Origin of the sequence: Catellatospora coxensis, assembly GCF_016862635.1 — a bacterium.
Classification (GTDB): domain Bacteria; phylum Actinomycetota; class Actinomycetes; order Mycobacteriales; family Micromonosporaceae; genus Catellatospora; species Catellatospora coxensis.
Window position 1 is genome coordinate 36,624 of sequence record NZ_BONI01000042.1, and the last position, 14,818, is coordinate 51,441.

At 71.7% G+C, this 14,818-nt stretch carries 17 protein-coding genes; 8 read left to right on the forward strand and 9 right to left on the reverse strand.

What is annotated here, in order from left to right; all coding sequences use genetic code 11:
• Positions 1 to 21: 21 nt before the first annotated feature.
• The 7 genes from Cco03nite_RS23715 to Cco03nite_RS23745 form a co-directional block, all read right to left on the reverse strand.
• Positions 22 to 633 carry a hypothetical protein gene (locus Cco03nite_RS23715; RefSeq protein WP_203694389.1) on the reverse strand — a complete coding sequence of 204 codons (612 nt, stop codon included), beginning with the start codon at positions 631 to 633 and terminating at the stop codon, positions 22 to 24.
• A gap of 43 nt (positions 634 to 676) precedes the next feature.
• A complete protein-coding gene (locus tag Cco03nite_RS23720; RefSeq protein WP_203694390.1) occupies positions 677 to 1,087 on the reverse strand; it encodes a Fur family transcriptional regulator in 411 nt (136 codons plus the stop codon).
• An 81-nt stretch (positions 1,088 to 1,168) separates the two neighbouring features.
• On the reverse strand, positions 1,169 to 1,507 hold the full coding sequence (locus Cco03nite_RS23725; protein ID WP_155374867.1) for an ArsR/SmtB family transcription factor: 339 nt from the start codon (positions 1,505 to 1,507) through the stop codon (positions 1,169 to 1,171).
• On the reverse strand, positions 1,504 to 2,373 hold the full coding sequence (locus Cco03nite_RS23730; RefSeq protein WP_203694425.1) for a metal ABC transporter permease: 870 nt from the start codon (positions 2,371 to 2,373) through the stop codon (positions 1,504 to 1,506). Before Cco03nite_RS23730 ends, Cco03nite_RS23725 begins: the two co-directional genes overlap by 4 nt.
• Before the next feature lie 11 nt (positions 2,374 to 2,384).
• Positions 2,385 to 3,146, reverse strand: coding sequence for a metal ABC transporter ATP-binding protein (locus tag Cco03nite_RS23735; RefSeq protein WP_203694391.1), 762 nt, complete (start codon positions 3,144 to 3,146; stop codon positions 2,385 to 2,387).
• Between the two features lie 34 nt (positions 3,147 to 3,180).
• A complete protein-coding gene (locus Cco03nite_RS23740; RefSeq protein WP_203694392.1) occupies positions 3,181 to 4,104 on the reverse strand; it encodes a metal ABC transporter substrate-binding protein in 924 nt (307 codons plus the stop codon).
• A 449-nt stretch (positions 4,105 to 4,553) separates the two neighbouring features.
• A complete protein-coding gene (locus tag Cco03nite_RS23745; RefSeq protein ID WP_239167604.1) occupies positions 4,554 to 4,817 on the reverse strand; it encodes a hypothetical protein in 264 nt (87 codons plus the stop codon).
• An 87-nt stretch (positions 4,818 to 4,904) separates the two neighbouring features.
• Here Cco03nite_RS23745 and Cco03nite_RS23750 point away from each other — a divergent pair, with 87 nt between their 5' ends.
• The 7 genes from Cco03nite_RS23750 to Cco03nite_RS23780 all read left to right on the forward strand — a co-directional run bounded on the left by Cco03nite_RS23750 (position 4,905) and on the right by Cco03nite_RS23780 (position 10,865).
• On the forward strand, positions 4,905 to 5,228 hold the full coding sequence (locus Cco03nite_RS23750; RefSeq protein WP_203694393.1) for an antibiotic biosynthesis monooxygenase family protein: 324 nt from the start codon (positions 4,905 to 4,907) through the stop codon (positions 5,226 to 5,228).
• 94 nt (positions 5,229 to 5,322) lie between these two features.
• On the forward strand, positions 5,323 to 5,826 hold the full coding sequence (locus Cco03nite_RS23755) for a hypothetical protein (protein WP_203694394.1): 504 nt from the start codon (positions 5,323 to 5,325) through the stop codon (positions 5,824 to 5,826).
• 172 nt (positions 5,827 to 5,998) lie between these two features.
• Positions 5,999 to 7,378, forward strand: coding sequence for a glycine--tRNA ligase (locus Cco03nite_RS23760; RefSeq protein WP_203694395.1), 1,380 nt, complete (start codon positions 5,999 to 6,001; stop codon positions 7,376 to 7,378).
• Between the two features lie 111 nt (positions 7,379 to 7,489).
• Complete coding sequence (locus Cco03nite_RS23765; protein ID WP_239167605.1) at positions 7,490 to 8,449, forward strand: endonuclease/exonuclease/phosphatase family protein; 960 nt, start codon at positions 7,490 to 7,492, stop codon at positions 8,447 to 8,449.
• Between the two features lie 220 nt (positions 8,450 to 8,669).
• On the forward strand, positions 8,670 to 9,488 hold the full coding sequence (locus Cco03nite_RS23770) for a SigB/SigF/SigG family RNA polymerase sigma factor (RefSeq protein WP_203694396.1): 819 nt from the start codon (positions 8,670 to 8,672) through the stop codon (positions 9,486 to 9,488).
• A 56-nt stretch (positions 9,489 to 9,544) separates the two neighbouring features.
• The gene (locus Cco03nite_RS23775; protein ID WP_170213016.1) at positions 9,545 to 9,688 is read left to right on the forward strand and encodes a GPGG-motif small membrane protein; all 144 of its coding nucleotides are present in this window, start codon (positions 9,545 to 9,547) and stop codon (positions 9,686 to 9,688) included.
• A gap of 109 nt (positions 9,689 to 9,797) precedes the next feature.
• Positions 9,798 to 10,865: an NADH:flavin oxidoreductase/NADH oxidase gene (locus Cco03nite_RS23780; RefSeq protein ID WP_203694397.1), complete on the forward strand. Its 1,068-nt coding sequence runs from the start codon at positions 9,798 to 9,800 to the stop codon at positions 10,863 to 10,865.
• A gap of 25 nt (positions 10,866 to 10,890) precedes the next feature.
• On the opposite strand, the gene Cco03nite_RS23785 is transcribed toward Cco03nite_RS23780, so the two are convergent.
• Positions 10,891 to 11,379 carry a DivIVA domain-containing protein gene (locus tag Cco03nite_RS23785; RefSeq protein WP_203694398.1) on the reverse strand — a complete coding sequence of 163 codons (489 nt, stop codon included), beginning with the start codon at positions 11,377 to 11,379 and terminating at the stop codon, positions 10,891 to 10,893.
• A gap of 245 nt (positions 11,380 to 11,624) precedes the next feature.
• On the opposite strand from Cco03nite_RS23785, the gene Cco03nite_RS23790 reads away from it, so the two are divergent.
• On the forward strand, positions 11,625 to 13,958 hold the full coding sequence (locus tag Cco03nite_RS23790; protein ID WP_203694399.1) for a polyprenyl synthetase family protein: 2,334 nt from the start codon (positions 11,625 to 11,627) through the stop codon (positions 13,956 to 13,958).
• Between the two features lie 58 nt (positions 13,959 to 14,016).
• On the opposite strand, the gene Cco03nite_RS23795 is transcribed toward Cco03nite_RS23790, so the two are convergent.
• Positions 14,017 to 14,817: a hypothetical protein gene (locus Cco03nite_RS23795; protein WP_203694400.1), complete on the reverse strand. Its 801-nt coding sequence runs from the start codon at positions 14,815 to 14,817 to the stop codon at positions 14,017 to 14,019.
• Position 14,818: the final 1 nt, after the last annotated feature.

Consider the following 14,818-nt stretch of genomic DNA (forward strand, 5'->3'; position numbering starts at 1 on the left):
CCCAAGCGCCGCGCCGCGAAGTCAACGGCGGGGGCTGCCGCGTAGGCCGAGGCGGCGTAGCTCCAGGGCGGCCAGCTGCTCGACCGCCTCCGGGTCACCAGTACGCCAGCCCGCGACCACGCCGCTGTCCAGGGAGGCGAGCCGCCGCAGCGGCGCCGTGGCGAGCGCCCGCAGCGCGAGCAGCTCACCGCCTCCCGGATACCGGCGCACCTTCGCGGCGACACTCGCCGCCCGGATCCAGGACAGCCGCAGCGGCAGCCACAGCGCCAGCGCCATCAGCACCGGGATGCCCGCGGTCAGCCAGGCGAGCACCGTCGCCAGGTTCGCGATGGCGTCCTGCTGGTCGCGTCCCGCCTCGGCGATCGAGTTCGCCGCGTTGGCGGCGCTGCCGAACGGCGCGCCCACCTCGTCACCGACCAGCGGGATACGCCCCGCCCGCGCCTGCGCCTCCGCCATGTCGGCGGCCAGGTTCACCCCGGCGCTCTCCAGCTTCCGGCCGGGCACCGCCAGCTTCTCGACCAGCTGGTACAGCGTGATCGCGGCCCAGATCCAGACTGCGCTCCAGACCAGGGCGGCCAGATCCGCGATGATCTGCCGGGTGAACCGCCACGGCTTCTCCGCATAGAGCTTCATGAGAGCATTCTGATCGACGCACGCGATCGATAAACGCCCCGCGTCAGCCCCGTGTCGTCGCGCAGCCCTGACAGGTGCCGAAGATCTCCAGCGTATGGCTGACGTCGACGAACCCGTGCTGCGCCGCGACCCGGTCCGCCCAGGACTCCACGGCCGGTCCCGCCACCTCGACGGTACGGCCGCAGGTGCGGCATACCAGGTGGTGGTGGTGCCCGTTGGAGCACCGCCGGAACAGCTGCTCCCCGCCCGGCGGGCGCATCACGTCGATGTCCCCGGCGTCGGCCAGCGCCTGCAGCGTCCGGTACACGGTGGTCAGGCCGACCCGCTCGCCCCGGTCGCGCAGCATGGCGTGCAGCTCCTGCGCGCTGTGGAAGCCCTCCACCTCGGACAGCAACGTCGCCACCGCGGAACGCTGCCGCGTATTACGGGCAGCCGTGCCCTGTGGGCTCGTCATGCCTTCTCCTCGCTGCGCTCGTCGGCGGCATGACTACCGAGTCTGATCCGCTCGCTCATGCCTTCTCCTCGAAGCTATCGGTCACGGGCGCTGCTCCGCGGCGTGGGTGACGGCGTCGGCGACGATGTGCGCGACGTGTTCGTCCACCAGGGAGTATGCGATCTCGCGGCCGTGCCGTTCGGCGCGGACCACGCCGGCCGCCCGGAGCACCCGCAGGTGCTGGGAGACCAGCGGCTGGGCCACTCGCAGCCGTTCCACCAGCTCGTGCACGTGGCGCTCGCCGTTCGCCGCCAGCTCGGTCACGATCGCGATCCGGACGGGCGCGGCGAGCGCCCGCAGCAGCTCTCCGGCTCGGGCGTAGGACTGCGTCTGGCTCACATCGACCACCGTAGCCCCGCGCGTCGGTGCATACCCAATCATGAGTCCAGGACGCACTCGGGCGGATCGCACACCGCCGCGGGCCCCGTGTCGGCGCGGCGTCGCCGGCGCAGCACCGCGCCCACCGCCGCGACCAGGACGAACAGTGCGATGGCGGCGAGCACGATGGTCGCGCCGGGCGCGGTGTCGTATCCGGCGGACGTGAGGATGCCGACTCCCGCGCTGATCACCCCGCCGAGCATGGCCAGCGTCATGGTGCCGCCGAAGCCGCGCGAGACCAGCTGCGCCGCCGCGACGGGCACCACCATCAGGGCGCTGACCAGCAGTAGGCCGACCGAGCGCATGGCCACGGTGACGGTGACCGCGGTCATCACGGCGAGCAGCAGGTTCAGGGTGCGCACCGGCAGGCCGGAGACCTTGGCGTACTCCTCGTCCTGGCAGATCGCGAACAGCCAGGGCCGCAGCCCGACGGTGACCGCGAGCACGCACGCGCCGAGGATCGCGATCGTGATCAGATCCATGGCGGACGTGGTGAGCAGCGAGCCGAACAGGTACGACGTCAGGTTGGCGCTGCCCTTGCCGGGGGCGAGCCCGACCAGGAAGACGCCGCCCGCGATGCCGCCGTAGAACAGGATCGCCAGCGCGATGTCGCCCGAGGTGCGGCCGCGCTCGCGGATCAGCTCGACGGCGACCGCGCCCAGCGCCGACACGATGATCGCGGTGAGCACGGGCGACGTGCCGGTGAGCAGGCCGACGCCGACGCCGGTCAGGGCGATGTGGCCGATGCCGTCGCCGATCAGCGACATGCGCCGCTGCACCAGGTAGATGCCCAGCGAGGGGGCGATCAGGCCGGTGATCAGCGCGCCCAGCAGGGCCCGCTGCATGAACGGCAGGGACATGATCTCGATGAGGTTCACGTTCACTGGCGTCCCCAGATGCTCGGCGGGTCCTGTGGTGCGTGCGGGTGCACGTGGTCGTGGCCGGGTTCGGCGTGGTGCCCGGCGGGGTGGGGCACCGCGCCGTCGTGCGCGATGACCCCGTCGTGCACGACCACGGCACGGGTGATGACCGGCTGCAGCGGGCCCAGCTCGTGCGCGACCAGCAGCACCGTGCCGCCGTGCCGGACGAAGTCGCGCAGCGCCTGCGCGAACGCCTCCTGCGACTTGGCGTCCACCCCGGCCGTGGGCTCGTCGAGCACCAGCAGGTCGGGTTCGCCGGCCAGCGCCCGCGCGATCAGGGTGCGCTGCTGCTGGCCGCCGGACAGGGCGGCGACCGGGTCGTGGACCCGGTCGGTCAGGTCGACCGCGGCCAGCGCCTTCGCGACGGCCTGCCGGTCACCGGCGCGCAGCAGCCCCGGGAAGCCGCGCCGGGCGAGCCGGCCGGAGGAGACGACCTCGCCGACGGTGGCGGGCACGCCGCCGCCCGCGCCCAGCCGCTGCGGCACGTACCCGATGCGTCTCCAGTCGCGGAAGCGCCGCAGCGGGACGCCGAACAGCTCGACTTGACCTTCCGCCAGCGGCACCAGGCCGAGCCCGGCCCGGATCATCGTGGACTTGCCGCTGCCGTTCGCACCCAGTACGGCGACCACCTCACCGCTGCGTACGGTCAGGTTGACGTCGCGGAGCACGGGACGGTCGTAGGCGACCGCCCCGTGCTTGATTTCGAGAACCGGGGAGTTCACGTCTGCTCCTAGTCCCGTCCGTCGGCGGCGTGGCTCATGAACAGCCCAACGCGGTGCGCAGGGTCGCGAGATTGGCCCGCATGACCGAGAAGTAGTCACCTGTACCGCCCTCGGCGAGCCCCTCCAGCGGGTCCAGCACGGCGGTCTTCGCGCCGACCTGCTCGGCCAGCGTCTCGGCGACCTTCGGCGAGACCAGCGTCTCGAAGAAGATCGTCGTCGCGCCGTACTTGCGCGCCTCGGCGGCGACCGCGGCGACCTGCTGCGGGGTGGGTTCGGTCTCCGGGGTCAGCCCGGACAGCGCGATCTGCTTGAGCTTGTACCGGTCGGCGAGGTAGCCGAACGCGGCGTGGCTGGTCACGATCTCGTGCCGCTGGCAGTTAGCCAGCCCGGCGGTGAACTCGGCGTCCAGCTTGTTCAGCTCGGCGACCAGGGCGCCGCCGCGCTCGGCGTAGCCCGCCGCGTGCGCCGGGTCGAGTTCGGCGAGCTTGTGCGACACGCTGCCGGCGATCGCGGCCAGGCGGGTCGGGTCCAGCCAGACGTGCGGGTCGGGGGCGTTGCCGCCCTCTTCGGTCGCGCCCTCGTGGTTGGGGCCGCCGATCAGCGGGTTGACCGTGGCCACGTCGAACGCGCGGTCCGCGGCGTTCTGCGCGACGGCCTCGTCGAGCTGCGGCTGGAAGCCCTTGAGGTAGACGATCAGCCCGGCGTTGGCGACCTGCGCGACCTGGGCGGGGGACAGTTCCATGTCGTGCGGTTCCGCGCCCGGCTGGGCCAGGTTGACCACGTGGGCGTCGGGGCCGCCGACCTTCTCGGTGACGAACTGCAGGGGGTAGAAGCCGGTGACGACGCTGAAACGGCCGGAGCTGTCGGCGGGGGAGTCGGAGCAGGCGGTGAGGGTGCCCAGGGCCAGCAGCGCGGCGACGCCGACGACGGCGGCGCGCTGGAGAGATCGGCTCAGCATGGCGTCAACTCTCCCTGAAAATGAGAACGATTGTCAAAAACGCATAGGTGCATATCCCTGCCCGCCCCCACCTCCCGCCTCCATGATCCACCGCCCGGGGGCGAAGGAAGGGCACCTTCTTAACGCTCTGCGTAGAGGAAGGGCACCTTGTTAACAGATGGGGTGCGGAGGTGCAGGTCAGCGCGGCGCGGGGGTGGAATCTCGCGGGGACTTCTGCGGGCTCACCGGGCCGCTCGGCGCTTCGGCGGCCTCGCGCAAGGTCGCCTTCGCGGGCGTGGCTGGGTTCTTTTCGTCGCAAAAGCGACACCCGTTCGCCAGGATCACCCGACTTGCCTGGCAGGTGGGCGTATTCGGGCTCAAGATACGCACAGGTGCCAGGCAAGTCGGGCGATCTTGTGCGCGCGCTGCGGGCCGCGCGGGCCGCGCGGGTGCGGGGTGCGGGGTGCGGGTCAGAACAGGCGGGTCAGGGCGGCGGCGGTGAGCAGGGTGAGGACGATCACGCGCAGGGCCCGGGTCGCGGGCGGCTGAACCGGCCAGGTGGTGACCAGGAGCGCGGCCAGGGCGGCGGCCAGCGCCAGGAGCAGTACGCCGCTGTACGGGTTCGGCAGCAGCACCGCCACCAGCAGCAGCGCGAGCGTGCCGAGCAGCGCGACGGACTTCGGGATCCGGGCCAGCCGGCGCAGCAGGGGGTTGTTCGCGACATCCTGGGGCACGGCGGCGGTCCTCTCCGACAGGGCGTTAAGAAGGGCACCCTTTACCCCGTAAAACGATAAGAAGGTGCCCCTCCTTACTGTAGTGAGGTGCTGATGCTCAATCGATTCGTGATCGCCGCCAACGAGGAGGCGTTCGTCGAGCGCGCCCACGCGGCGCTGGCGGCCCTCGCGGCCCGGCCCGGCTACCTGCGCGGGGAGCTGACCCGCTCGCTGGACGAGCCGGAGCACTGGTGCCTGCTCACCGAGTGGGAGAGCGTCGGGGCGTACCGGCGGGCGCTGGGCGGTTTCGACGTGAAGATGACGGCGACGCCCCTGCTGGCCGAATCGCTGATGGAGCCGTGCGCGTTCGAGACCCTCGCCGAGGCCGAGCCGGGCGGCGCGGTGCAGACCCGGGCCAGCGATCGGGCCTGATTCGCCGTCCCTGGCAGCGTGCCGGGCAGTGGACGGTCCGCCCGGTTTCGGGCGCGGCGGCGGCGGGTGGGAAGAACGCAATATGATCGCGGCCATGACCCACGCGCCCGCGCCATCGCCCGTGCCGCCCGGTCCGGGCGCCGCGCCGCCGTTCCCGGCCGCGCCGTCGGAGGGCGGCGGGACCCGGCTGGGCTGGGCGCTCGGCATCGCGGGCGGGCTGCTGGCGCTGTGCTGCGGCGGCGGCCTGGTGGCCGGGGTCGGCCTGGCCGTCACCGGGGTCCAGGCGATCAACGAGCGCGCCCACGTCGCGGTGGGGACCTACCTCGACGCGCTGAGGGAGAAGAAGTACGACCAGGCCTACGAGCTGCTCTGCGAGGACGAGCAGCGGCGGCTGGACCTGGAGCGCTTCACCAGCCAGGAGCAGTCCCGGCCGGAGCGCATCCAGTCGTACGAGCTGGGCGAGGTCGAGCTGCAGGGCACGTCCGGGATCACCCTGCCGGTCACCGAGCGCTACACCGACGGCGACACCGAGCGGGTCGTGTACCGCCTCGCGCAGGACCCGAAGACGACCGACCTCGAAGTCTGCGGGCGCGAGTAGCCGGGCTGCCGGCGCGGCGCACCGGCGGACTCACCACGTTGCGTGTGCAGTAGCGTTTAACCGCATGCGGGTTGCCTGAGCGGCCCGTACCGTATCCACGTCGAGCGGATCTTCCGCCGACCTCCGCCGACAGCCAGCCGGCGGCAACCTCCAACGGAATGGAGACCTGATCATGCCCGCGGACCGCATCGACTCCGTCGTCAGCCTGGCCAAGCGCCGGGGCTTCGTCTACCCGTCGAGTGAGATCTACGGCGGCACCCGTTCAGCGTGGGACTACGGTCCGCTGGGCGTGGAGCTCAAGGACAACGTCCGCCGGCAGTGGTGGAAGACGATGGTCCAGCAGCGCGACGACATCGTCGGCCTGGACTCCGCGGTGATCCTGGCCCGCCAGGTGTGGGAGGCCTCCGGCCACATCGAGGCGTTCGTCGACCCGCTGACCGAGTGCACCAGCTGCCACAAGCGCTTCCGGGCCGACCACCTGGAGGAGGCGTTCCTGGAGAAGAAGCCGGGCGCCACCTTCGTGCTGTCCGAGCTGAACTGCCCCAACTGCGGCAACAAGGGCACCTTCACCGAGCCGCGCATGTTCAACGGCCTGATGAAGACCTTCCTCGGCCCGGTCGAGAGCGCCGAGGGCGTGCACTACCTGCGGCCGGAGACGGCGCAGGGCATCTTCGTGAACTACGCCAACGTCGCCACCACCGCGCGCAAGAAGCCGCCGTTCGGCATCGCGCAGGTCGGCAAGAGCTTCCGCAACGAGATCACCCCGGGCAACTTCATCTTCCGTACGCGGGAGTTCGAGCAGATGGAGATGGAGTTCTTCGTCGAGCCCGGCACCGACGAGACCTGGCACGAGTACTGGCTGAACGAGCGCTGGAACTGGTACCTCGACCTGGGCATCTCGGCCGAGAACCTGCGCTTCTTCGAGCACCCGCAGGAGAAGCTGTCGCACTACTCCAAGCGCACGGTCGACATCGAGTACCGCTTCCGGTTCGGTGGCACCGAGTTCTCGGAGCTGGAGGGCATCGCCAACCGCACCGACTTCGACCTGACCACGCACAGCAAGCACTCGGGCACCGACCTGTCGTACTTCGACCAGGAGAAGAACGAGCGCTGGGTGCCGTACGTCATCGAGCCGGCGGCGGGTCTGACCCGGGCCGTGCTGGCGTTCATGCTGGAGGCGTACGACGAGGACGAGGCCCCCAACACCAAGGGCGGCGTCGACAAGCGCACCGTGATGCGCTTCGACAAGCGCCTCGCCCCGGTGAAGGTGGCCGTGCTCCCGCTGTCGCGCAACGAGCAGCTCTCGCCGAAGGCCCGTGGTCTGGCCGCGGACCTGCGCAAGCGCTGGGTGGTCGACTTCGACGACGCCCAGGCGATCGGCCGGCGCTACCGCCGCCAGGACGAGATCGGCACGCCGTACTGCGTCACCGTCGACTTCGACACCTTGGAAGACAACGCGGTGACCGTACGTGATCGTGATTCGATGGTCCAGGAGCGCGTCTCGCTGGACCAGGTGGAGCGCTACCTGATCGAGCGCCTGCCCGGCTGCTGAACACGCTGACGTGGTGGGAAGTCCCCGAACCGGGTGGTTTGGGGACTTCCCGGCACGGCACTATCGCGTTTGCCGAGTTTGATTCGGGTCCTCCCCGGTAACATACGGACAGTGACCACCATCGAGCTGAAGAAGACGCCCGGAGGCCCGGCCGAGACGCCGCCCCGGCGCCCGGCTTGGCGTGCGGGGCTGGTCATCGCGGCCGCCCTGCTGCTGGCGGCCGTGCTCGCGGGTCACCGCCTCATCCCCAATGTGCACGGTATCGGCAGCGTGCTCGACACCATCGCCCCGCTGTTCGGCCTGGCCGTGCCGGTGCTGGCGATCGCCGCGCTGCTGGCCCGCTCCGGTAAGGCGCTGCTGGTGGTGCTGCTGCCCGCGGTGATCTGGGCCGCCATGTTCGGCCGGGCGCTGCTGCCGCCCCCGGGCGGGCCGGTGCAGCTGCGGGTGGTCACGCAGAACCTGTACGCCGAGAATCCCGACCCGCAGACCACGGTCGAGGCGCTCGCGGCGGGCGGCCCTGATCTGATCGCGCTGCAGGAGGCCTCCGGCGGGACGATCGAGACGGTCGCCGAGCGGCTGGGGAAGACCTACCCGCACTACGCGGTCCGCTCGACGGTCGGGCTGCTCAGCCGGTATCCGATCACGGGCATCACCGACGTGGACACCGGTCTGGACTGGACCCGGGCCCTGCGCGCGGTGGTCAAGGCGCCGCAGGGCGACGTGGCGGTGTACGTCGTGCACCTGGGCTCGGCCCGGATCAACGACACGGCGACCCGGGACCACACCATCGACATGCTGGCCCAGGCGGTCCGCGAGGACGAGGCGCAGCGGGTGCTGGTGCTGGGCGACCTCAACACCGCGGCCACCGACCGGGCCATCGCGCCGCTGTCGGCGCAGCTGCGCGACGCGCAGGCCGACGCGGGCTGGGGTTACGGCTTCACCTGGCCGTCGTCGCTGCCGGTGATGCGGCCCGATCACGTGCTGTACCGGGGACTGACCGCGACGCAGGCCGGGGTGCTCCGTACGCCGGGCACCGACCATCGGGCCGTGACCTCGGGTTTCTCGTTCTGAGTCCACTGACCCGAACCCTTAACGTGTACGTTTCTCTTCTTGGACTAGTACTTTCGGTCAGCCTCTTGTAAGGTCTTCAGTGCTCGGCTTGCCGAGCCGGCTGCCTAGCCGTCTGCGGCGCTCAAGAAACGGGTGCTGTGACCGTCACAGGCGAACCGTGTCCGAGGGCGTCCCCCGTCGCTCCGGGTTCACACGCGGTTCACTGCGCCGGAGGCCTGCAATGACTGCAACGATCGTTCGCGAGACCGTGGTGTCCGCGTCCCCCTCGTCCCTGACCGACACTCTCGACGCGACTGCCGGCGATGTGCTGCTGCGCCGTCTCGGCGAGCTGAGCGAGCAAGACCCCGCACATGAGGACGTGCGGCAGGAGGCCATCTGTGCCTGGCTGCCGCTGGCCGAGCGCCTGGCCCGCCGCTTCCGCCACCGCGGCGTGGACGGCGACGACCTCGTGCAGGTGGCGACCATCGGCCTGATCCAGGCCGTGGACCGGTTCGACCCCTCCCGCGGCAGTGCGTTCGTGCACTTCGCGGTGCCGACGATCGTCGGCGAACTCAAGCGCTACTTCCGTGACCGGGGCTGGAGCATGCGGGTCAGTCGCCGCATGCAGGAGCTGTACCTGGACATCAACCGGGTGTCCCCGCAGCTCTGCCAGGACCTGGGCCGGTGGCCGAGCGCCGAGGACCTGGCCGAGCATCTCAACGTCACCGTCGAGGACGTGGTGGCCGGGATGCACTGCGCGCAGGCCTACCGCATCAACTCCCTCAACGTCGCGGTGAGCGGCGAGGACGGCGATGTGGAGCTCGGTGAGCTGATCGGCGAGACCGACACCGTGCTGGAGTCCATTCCGGACGTGCACGCGGTCCGGCAGTACGTCAAGGAACTGCCGGAACGTGAGCAGAAGATCCTCATGCTGCGCTTCGTCCAGGGCCACAACCAGGCCCAGATCGCCGAGCAGATCGGGGTCTCCCAGATGCACGTGTCGCGCCTGCTCAGCCGGTGCCTCGCGCAGCTGCGCGAGCGCATGCTGGCCGAGGACTGACATCAGCGACGGATGGTAGCGGTTTCGTCACCGAGTTCGTGGGGCAGGAAGGAACCATGGAGCTTTTACTGTGGATCCTCGCCGTGGTCCTGGTCGTTTCCGGGATCGTCTCGCTGGCACGACGCCAGATCCTGTGGGGCATCGTGCTGATCGTCATCGGTCTGCTCGTCGGGCCGGGGGGCGTGAGCATCTTCTCGTAGGACGCAACGCAGAAGCCGAAGGGCCGCGAAGACCATGGTCTTCGCGGCCCTTCGCATGGTGCGACCCGTGTCACAGGACGACGCCCGCGGGCGGCCGTACTGTTGCGCCGTGACGGTACTCGGCCAGCCCCTCGAACTGCGCGGCGTGACGCTGCCCAACCGCATCGCGATGTCGCCGATGTGCCAGTACTCCGCCGGCCCGGACGGGCTGCCCGGCGACTGGCACCTGGCCCACCTGGGCGCCCGCGCGGTCGGCGGGGCCGGGCTCGTCATCGCCGAGGCCAGCGCGGTGCTGCCGGAGGGCCGGATCTCGCCACGCGACGCCGGCATCTGGTCACCGGCGCATGTGGACGCCTGGCGGCCGGTCACCGCGTTCGTCGCCGCGCAGGGGGCGGTGCCCGCGATCCAGCTGGCCCACGCCGGGTTCAAGGCCTCCACCTACTGGCCGTTCACGCAGGAGCGGGGCGGGGTGCCCGACACCGACGGCGGCTGGCAGCCGGTCGGGCCGGGCGAGTTGCCCTTCGTGCCGGCGTACCGCACGCCCAGGGCGCTCGAGGAGGCCGGCATCGCCGCGGTGATCGCCGCGTTCGCGCAGGCCGCGGGGTATGCGGTCGACGCCGGCTTCCAAGCCGTGGAGATCCACGCCGCGCACGGCTACCTGCTGCACGAGTTCTACTCGCCGCTGACCAACCACCGCGACGACGGCTGGGGCGGCGATCACGCCGGGCGTACCCGCCTGGCTGTGGCCGTCGCGGCGGCCGTGCGCGACGCCGTCGGCCCCGACGTGCCCGTCCTGGCCCGGGTTTCGGCCACCGACTGGGTCGAGGGCGGCTGGGATGTCGCCGACACCGTCGAGCTGGCCCGTGCCCTGTTCGCGGCCGGCGTCGACCTGATCGACTGCTCGTCGGGTGGAGTGGTCCCGCACGCCGACATACCGATCGGCCCCGGTTACCAGGCTCCGCTCGCGGAGCGGGTGCGCCGGGACGTCGGCGTGCCCACCGGGGCGGTCGGCCTGATCACCGAGCCCGAGCAGGCCGAGCGCATCGTCGCCGACGGCCAGGCCGACCTGGTGCTGATCGGGCGGGAGCTGCTGCGTGACCCGTACTGGCCGCGCCGGGCACTGGCCAAGCTCGGCGGGCAGCCGCACTGGCCGGACCAGTACGCCCGCGCCTTCTGAGTCATGCGGGATCCTGGGCCGAGCCTCAGCGCCCCTCGGCCCGCAACCGGGTCACCACCGCGCCCAGGTACGCGTCGACCTGCTCGACGTCGTAGCCCTTGCGGACCAGCGGGAAGGCGGCCTGCTCGACCTCGGCGGAGCTGATGCCGCCGCCGCCCGCCAGCACCGGGGCGATCCGGGCGACCAGCGCGTCCACCTGGGCCGGGTCGTACCCCTTGGTGAACAGCGCGGCGCGGGGGAAGGCCGGGTCACGCAGCGCGACCAGGGGGACGGTCGGGATGCTGCCGTCCGGGCCGGCTCCGGGACGCTCGCCCTCGGCCGCCTGCTGCGCCGCCAGCAGGCCCAGGTACGCGTGCACCTGCTCGCGGTCGTAGCCGCGCATGACGACCGTGAAGTCGGTGCGGGGATTGTCGGCGAGGCTCAGTTCGCCGCGGTCTACCTCGGCGAGCAGGGCGTCGACCTGGGTGCGGTCGAAGCCGCGCAGGACGACGGTGAAGTCGGGGTGGGGCTGCATGGCGGACATCCTGGCAGATCAGATCAAGGACGGTTGGCCAGGGCAGCCGAGGCGCGGGGTCGACGCGCCGCGCAGGTCTGGCATCGGCGCTGGTGGCGCGTCTGTCGTGTTAGGAAGGGCACCTTCTGCGACGCGGAGCGTTAAGAAGGTGCCCTTCCTTGTTTCTGTCCGGGCGGGGGCTGGCGCGGGGGTGGGATCATGGGGTCGCGGGGTCGTCAAGGGCCCGCGGGGAGGTGGTCGGCCTCATGGGTGTCGTGACGGAACTGCTGGGGCCGTTCCCGTTCCGGCAGGAGGACCTCGAGCACGGCAGGCTCGAGCAGGGCGTGCGGCACACGCTGGCGCACTACGCCCAGTGGCGGGACACGCAGCCGGGCGCGATCGCGTCGCATGTGGAGCGATACTCCGAGCAGCTGCGGTCGATCGCCGGACGGCACACCCCGGCGGCGGCGCTGCTGCGCGGGGTGTACGCGCCGCGGCGGCGGCGGGAGCTGCGCGAGCAGGCGCTGCTGGAGCTGAACTACTTCGGCGTCTACAACCTCAGCGAGGTGCCCGACCCGGCCGACGTGGCCCGGGGCGAGGTGCTCGCGCGGGCGCACGCCCGGACGGTCCGCGAGGTCGTCGAGGGGATCGAGCGCGGGCGCGGTGTGGCGGGGGTGGTGGAGTCGCTGGAGCGGCGCTTCCCGGCGCTGCGCGAGGTCGCCGAGACGCGCTGGCTGGCCGGGCGGCTGGACCGGCTGCACCGCACCCTGCCGGAGACGGTGGTGCAGGCCGGGGCGATGGGCAAGGTGGTCCGCACGCTGGTGGGGGTGCTGGCGATCGGGGGGTACGACACCCGCGACGCGGGCCGGGCCGCGGTGCGCGAACACCTCACCCGGATCCTGCCCGGCGCGTACGCGTACGGGGCCGCGTACGCCGTCATCGACGACAGCTTCCAGGACCTGCCCGGCGAGCACATGCTGCCGCGCGAGCGGGACCGGCTGCACCGGCTGATCCTGCGCGGCCTGTCCACCGGCGGCGCGATCGACGCCCGGGAGGTGCCCGACCATCCGCTCGCCGAGGAGATGCACGAGCTGTACGGCATCGCGCTGCAGGTCTACCCGTTCGGCACGCACCGGCACCTCTACCACGCGGCCGAGTCGATGTACCTGGCCCAGCACCGCGACGCGGGCCGCGGCGCGGACGAGCCGCTGGAGTCGGCGTACCCGGACATCTTCCTCAAGGCCGGGCTGAGCCGGGTGGTGGCCAACATCCTGGGCCGGCGCAGCGTCGACGAGGGCTTCTACGCCCGCTGCCTCAACACGATCTTCCTGAGCCAGTTCAAGGACGACCTCGCCGATCGCGACGAGGACCGCCGGGCCGGCCGGATGACCCCGTTCACGCACCCCGGCGACGGCCGCACCAATCCGCTGCTCGACCTGTTCGCCTATGACGCGTACGTCGTCGAGCAGGTGTACGGCGGCGACCCGGTGGCTCGCGACGCGCTGACCGGCGTCGGCGCGATCAAGCTGGGGATACACCTGTGCGCGGACCCGCAGAACACGCTGCGGCTGCTCGACCAGTACCCGGTCACCCCGGAGATCGCCACGTTCCTGCGTACGGCGGCGGGGGTGCCGCGGCGGGTGCTGCCGCAGCTGAGCACCGGTGACCTGCGGCTCAAGCGGGAGGCGGCCGCGGTGATGGGCCGCCGCGACCCGAACAGCGTCGACGCGCGCACGTTCGTGCTCGACCGGCTGCCGCGCATCAACGAGATCGTGCACAACTGCCACGCCGAGGTCAACGCCGCCGAGCTGGCGCCGATCCTGGCGTACACGATGGACGGCCCGGCCAAGCGGCTGCGGCCCGCGCTGACCCTGATGCTGGCCGAAGGGCTCGGCGTACGCGGGGACATGCCCGAGTCGCTGCTCGGCGCGATCGAGCTGTTCCACACCGCCAGCCTGATCTTCGACGACCTGCCCGCGCAGGACGACGCCACGCTGCGCCGGGGCCGCCCGGCCGCGCACACCGTGTTCGACGAGGGCAGCGTGCAGCTCGCCGCGATCTCGATGCTGTCCTCCGGGTTCGGCATGCTGGCCCGGCTCGACCGGCACTACCCGGCGCAGCGGGTCACCGACGTCGTCGCGTACGTCGGCACCGTGCTCGGCCCGCAGCGGCTGTGCCGGGGGCAGTACCTGGACCTGCGCTACGCCCGGGACGCGTCGCCGGTCACCGGCGAGGACATCCTGGAGATGTACCGGCTGAAGACGTCCACGATGGTCGAGGCCGCGCTGGTGCCGCTGCTGATGCTGCTGGACCGGCCGCGTGTCGAGATCGAGCTGATCACGCGGTACGCCGACCACGCGGGCATCGTGTTCCAGGCCCGCGACGACATCCTCGACGCGACCGCGTCCAGCGAGCAGCTCGGCAAGGACTCCGGCAACGACGTGGGCAAGGCCAACCTGGTTCGGGTGTACGGGCTCGCGCAGGCGCGCCGGCTCATGGAGCAGCACCGCGACGCCGCGGTGGACAGCTGCGCCGCGCTGCCCTTCGACACCCGCCTGCTGCAGGGCATCGTCGAGCACTTCGCCGCCCGCGGCCGCTGACGGTGTGAAGGCGGCGGGGCAGGTGGCCGTCCACCGGCCCCGCCGCTCCGACCGGCGGTCAGGACGGAACTTCCCAGGCCTTCAGCTGGAGGGTCACCTTGGCGTTGCTCGACAGTGCGGCCACCTTGAGGACCACGATGCGCTGGGGCTGACCGATGGCGCGGGCCTGCTCCGGCGATGTCGCGACGCACATCATCAGCTCCCGCTGGGCTGCGGTCTCGGCGCGCTGCGGCACCGGGCTCTTGCGGATGAGGTCCGCGCAGTCCTCTGGCTGCGGGTCGGACATGGTCTTCGGGACCACGGCGCCCTCGACCCCGTCCAGCAGGATGATCACCGGCACGGTGCTGTTGTAGGGCAGTTCCAGACGGACATCGTCCTTGTCGCTGCCCTGCTGGACCACGCGCGGCTCGTTGAGGTCCAGGTAGGCGCTGGCCTGGCTGGTCACCTGCGGAATCAGTTCCTGATCCTTGTACGCCGGGGAGAACACCGCCTGCGGGTTGAGCACGCCGAGCACGGCGGTCGGCGACGGCTGCGCCTGCGCTTCGGTGGTCGCCGGTGCCGCGGGCGCGTCGGCGCCGGCAGAGGCCGGAGCGCTGTTGGTGGCTCCTGGCGCGGCCGTGGTGTCCGGAGTGTCCTCACCGGAGCGGACCAGCGCCACCCCGGCCACGCCGACCGCGACCAGGGCCACGACGAGGCTCACCGCGGCGACGAGCAGCGCGAGGCGAGCCGTGCCCTTGCCGGGAGCGGCTGGTGCCGCTGCCCCGGGCCGCAGGGTGGCGGTCGGGGCGGAAGAGCTGGTGGAGGCGGGTCCGGTGGGCGGTTCGGGCGCAGCGGGGGGCGTGGAGAGGGTATCGGCCATG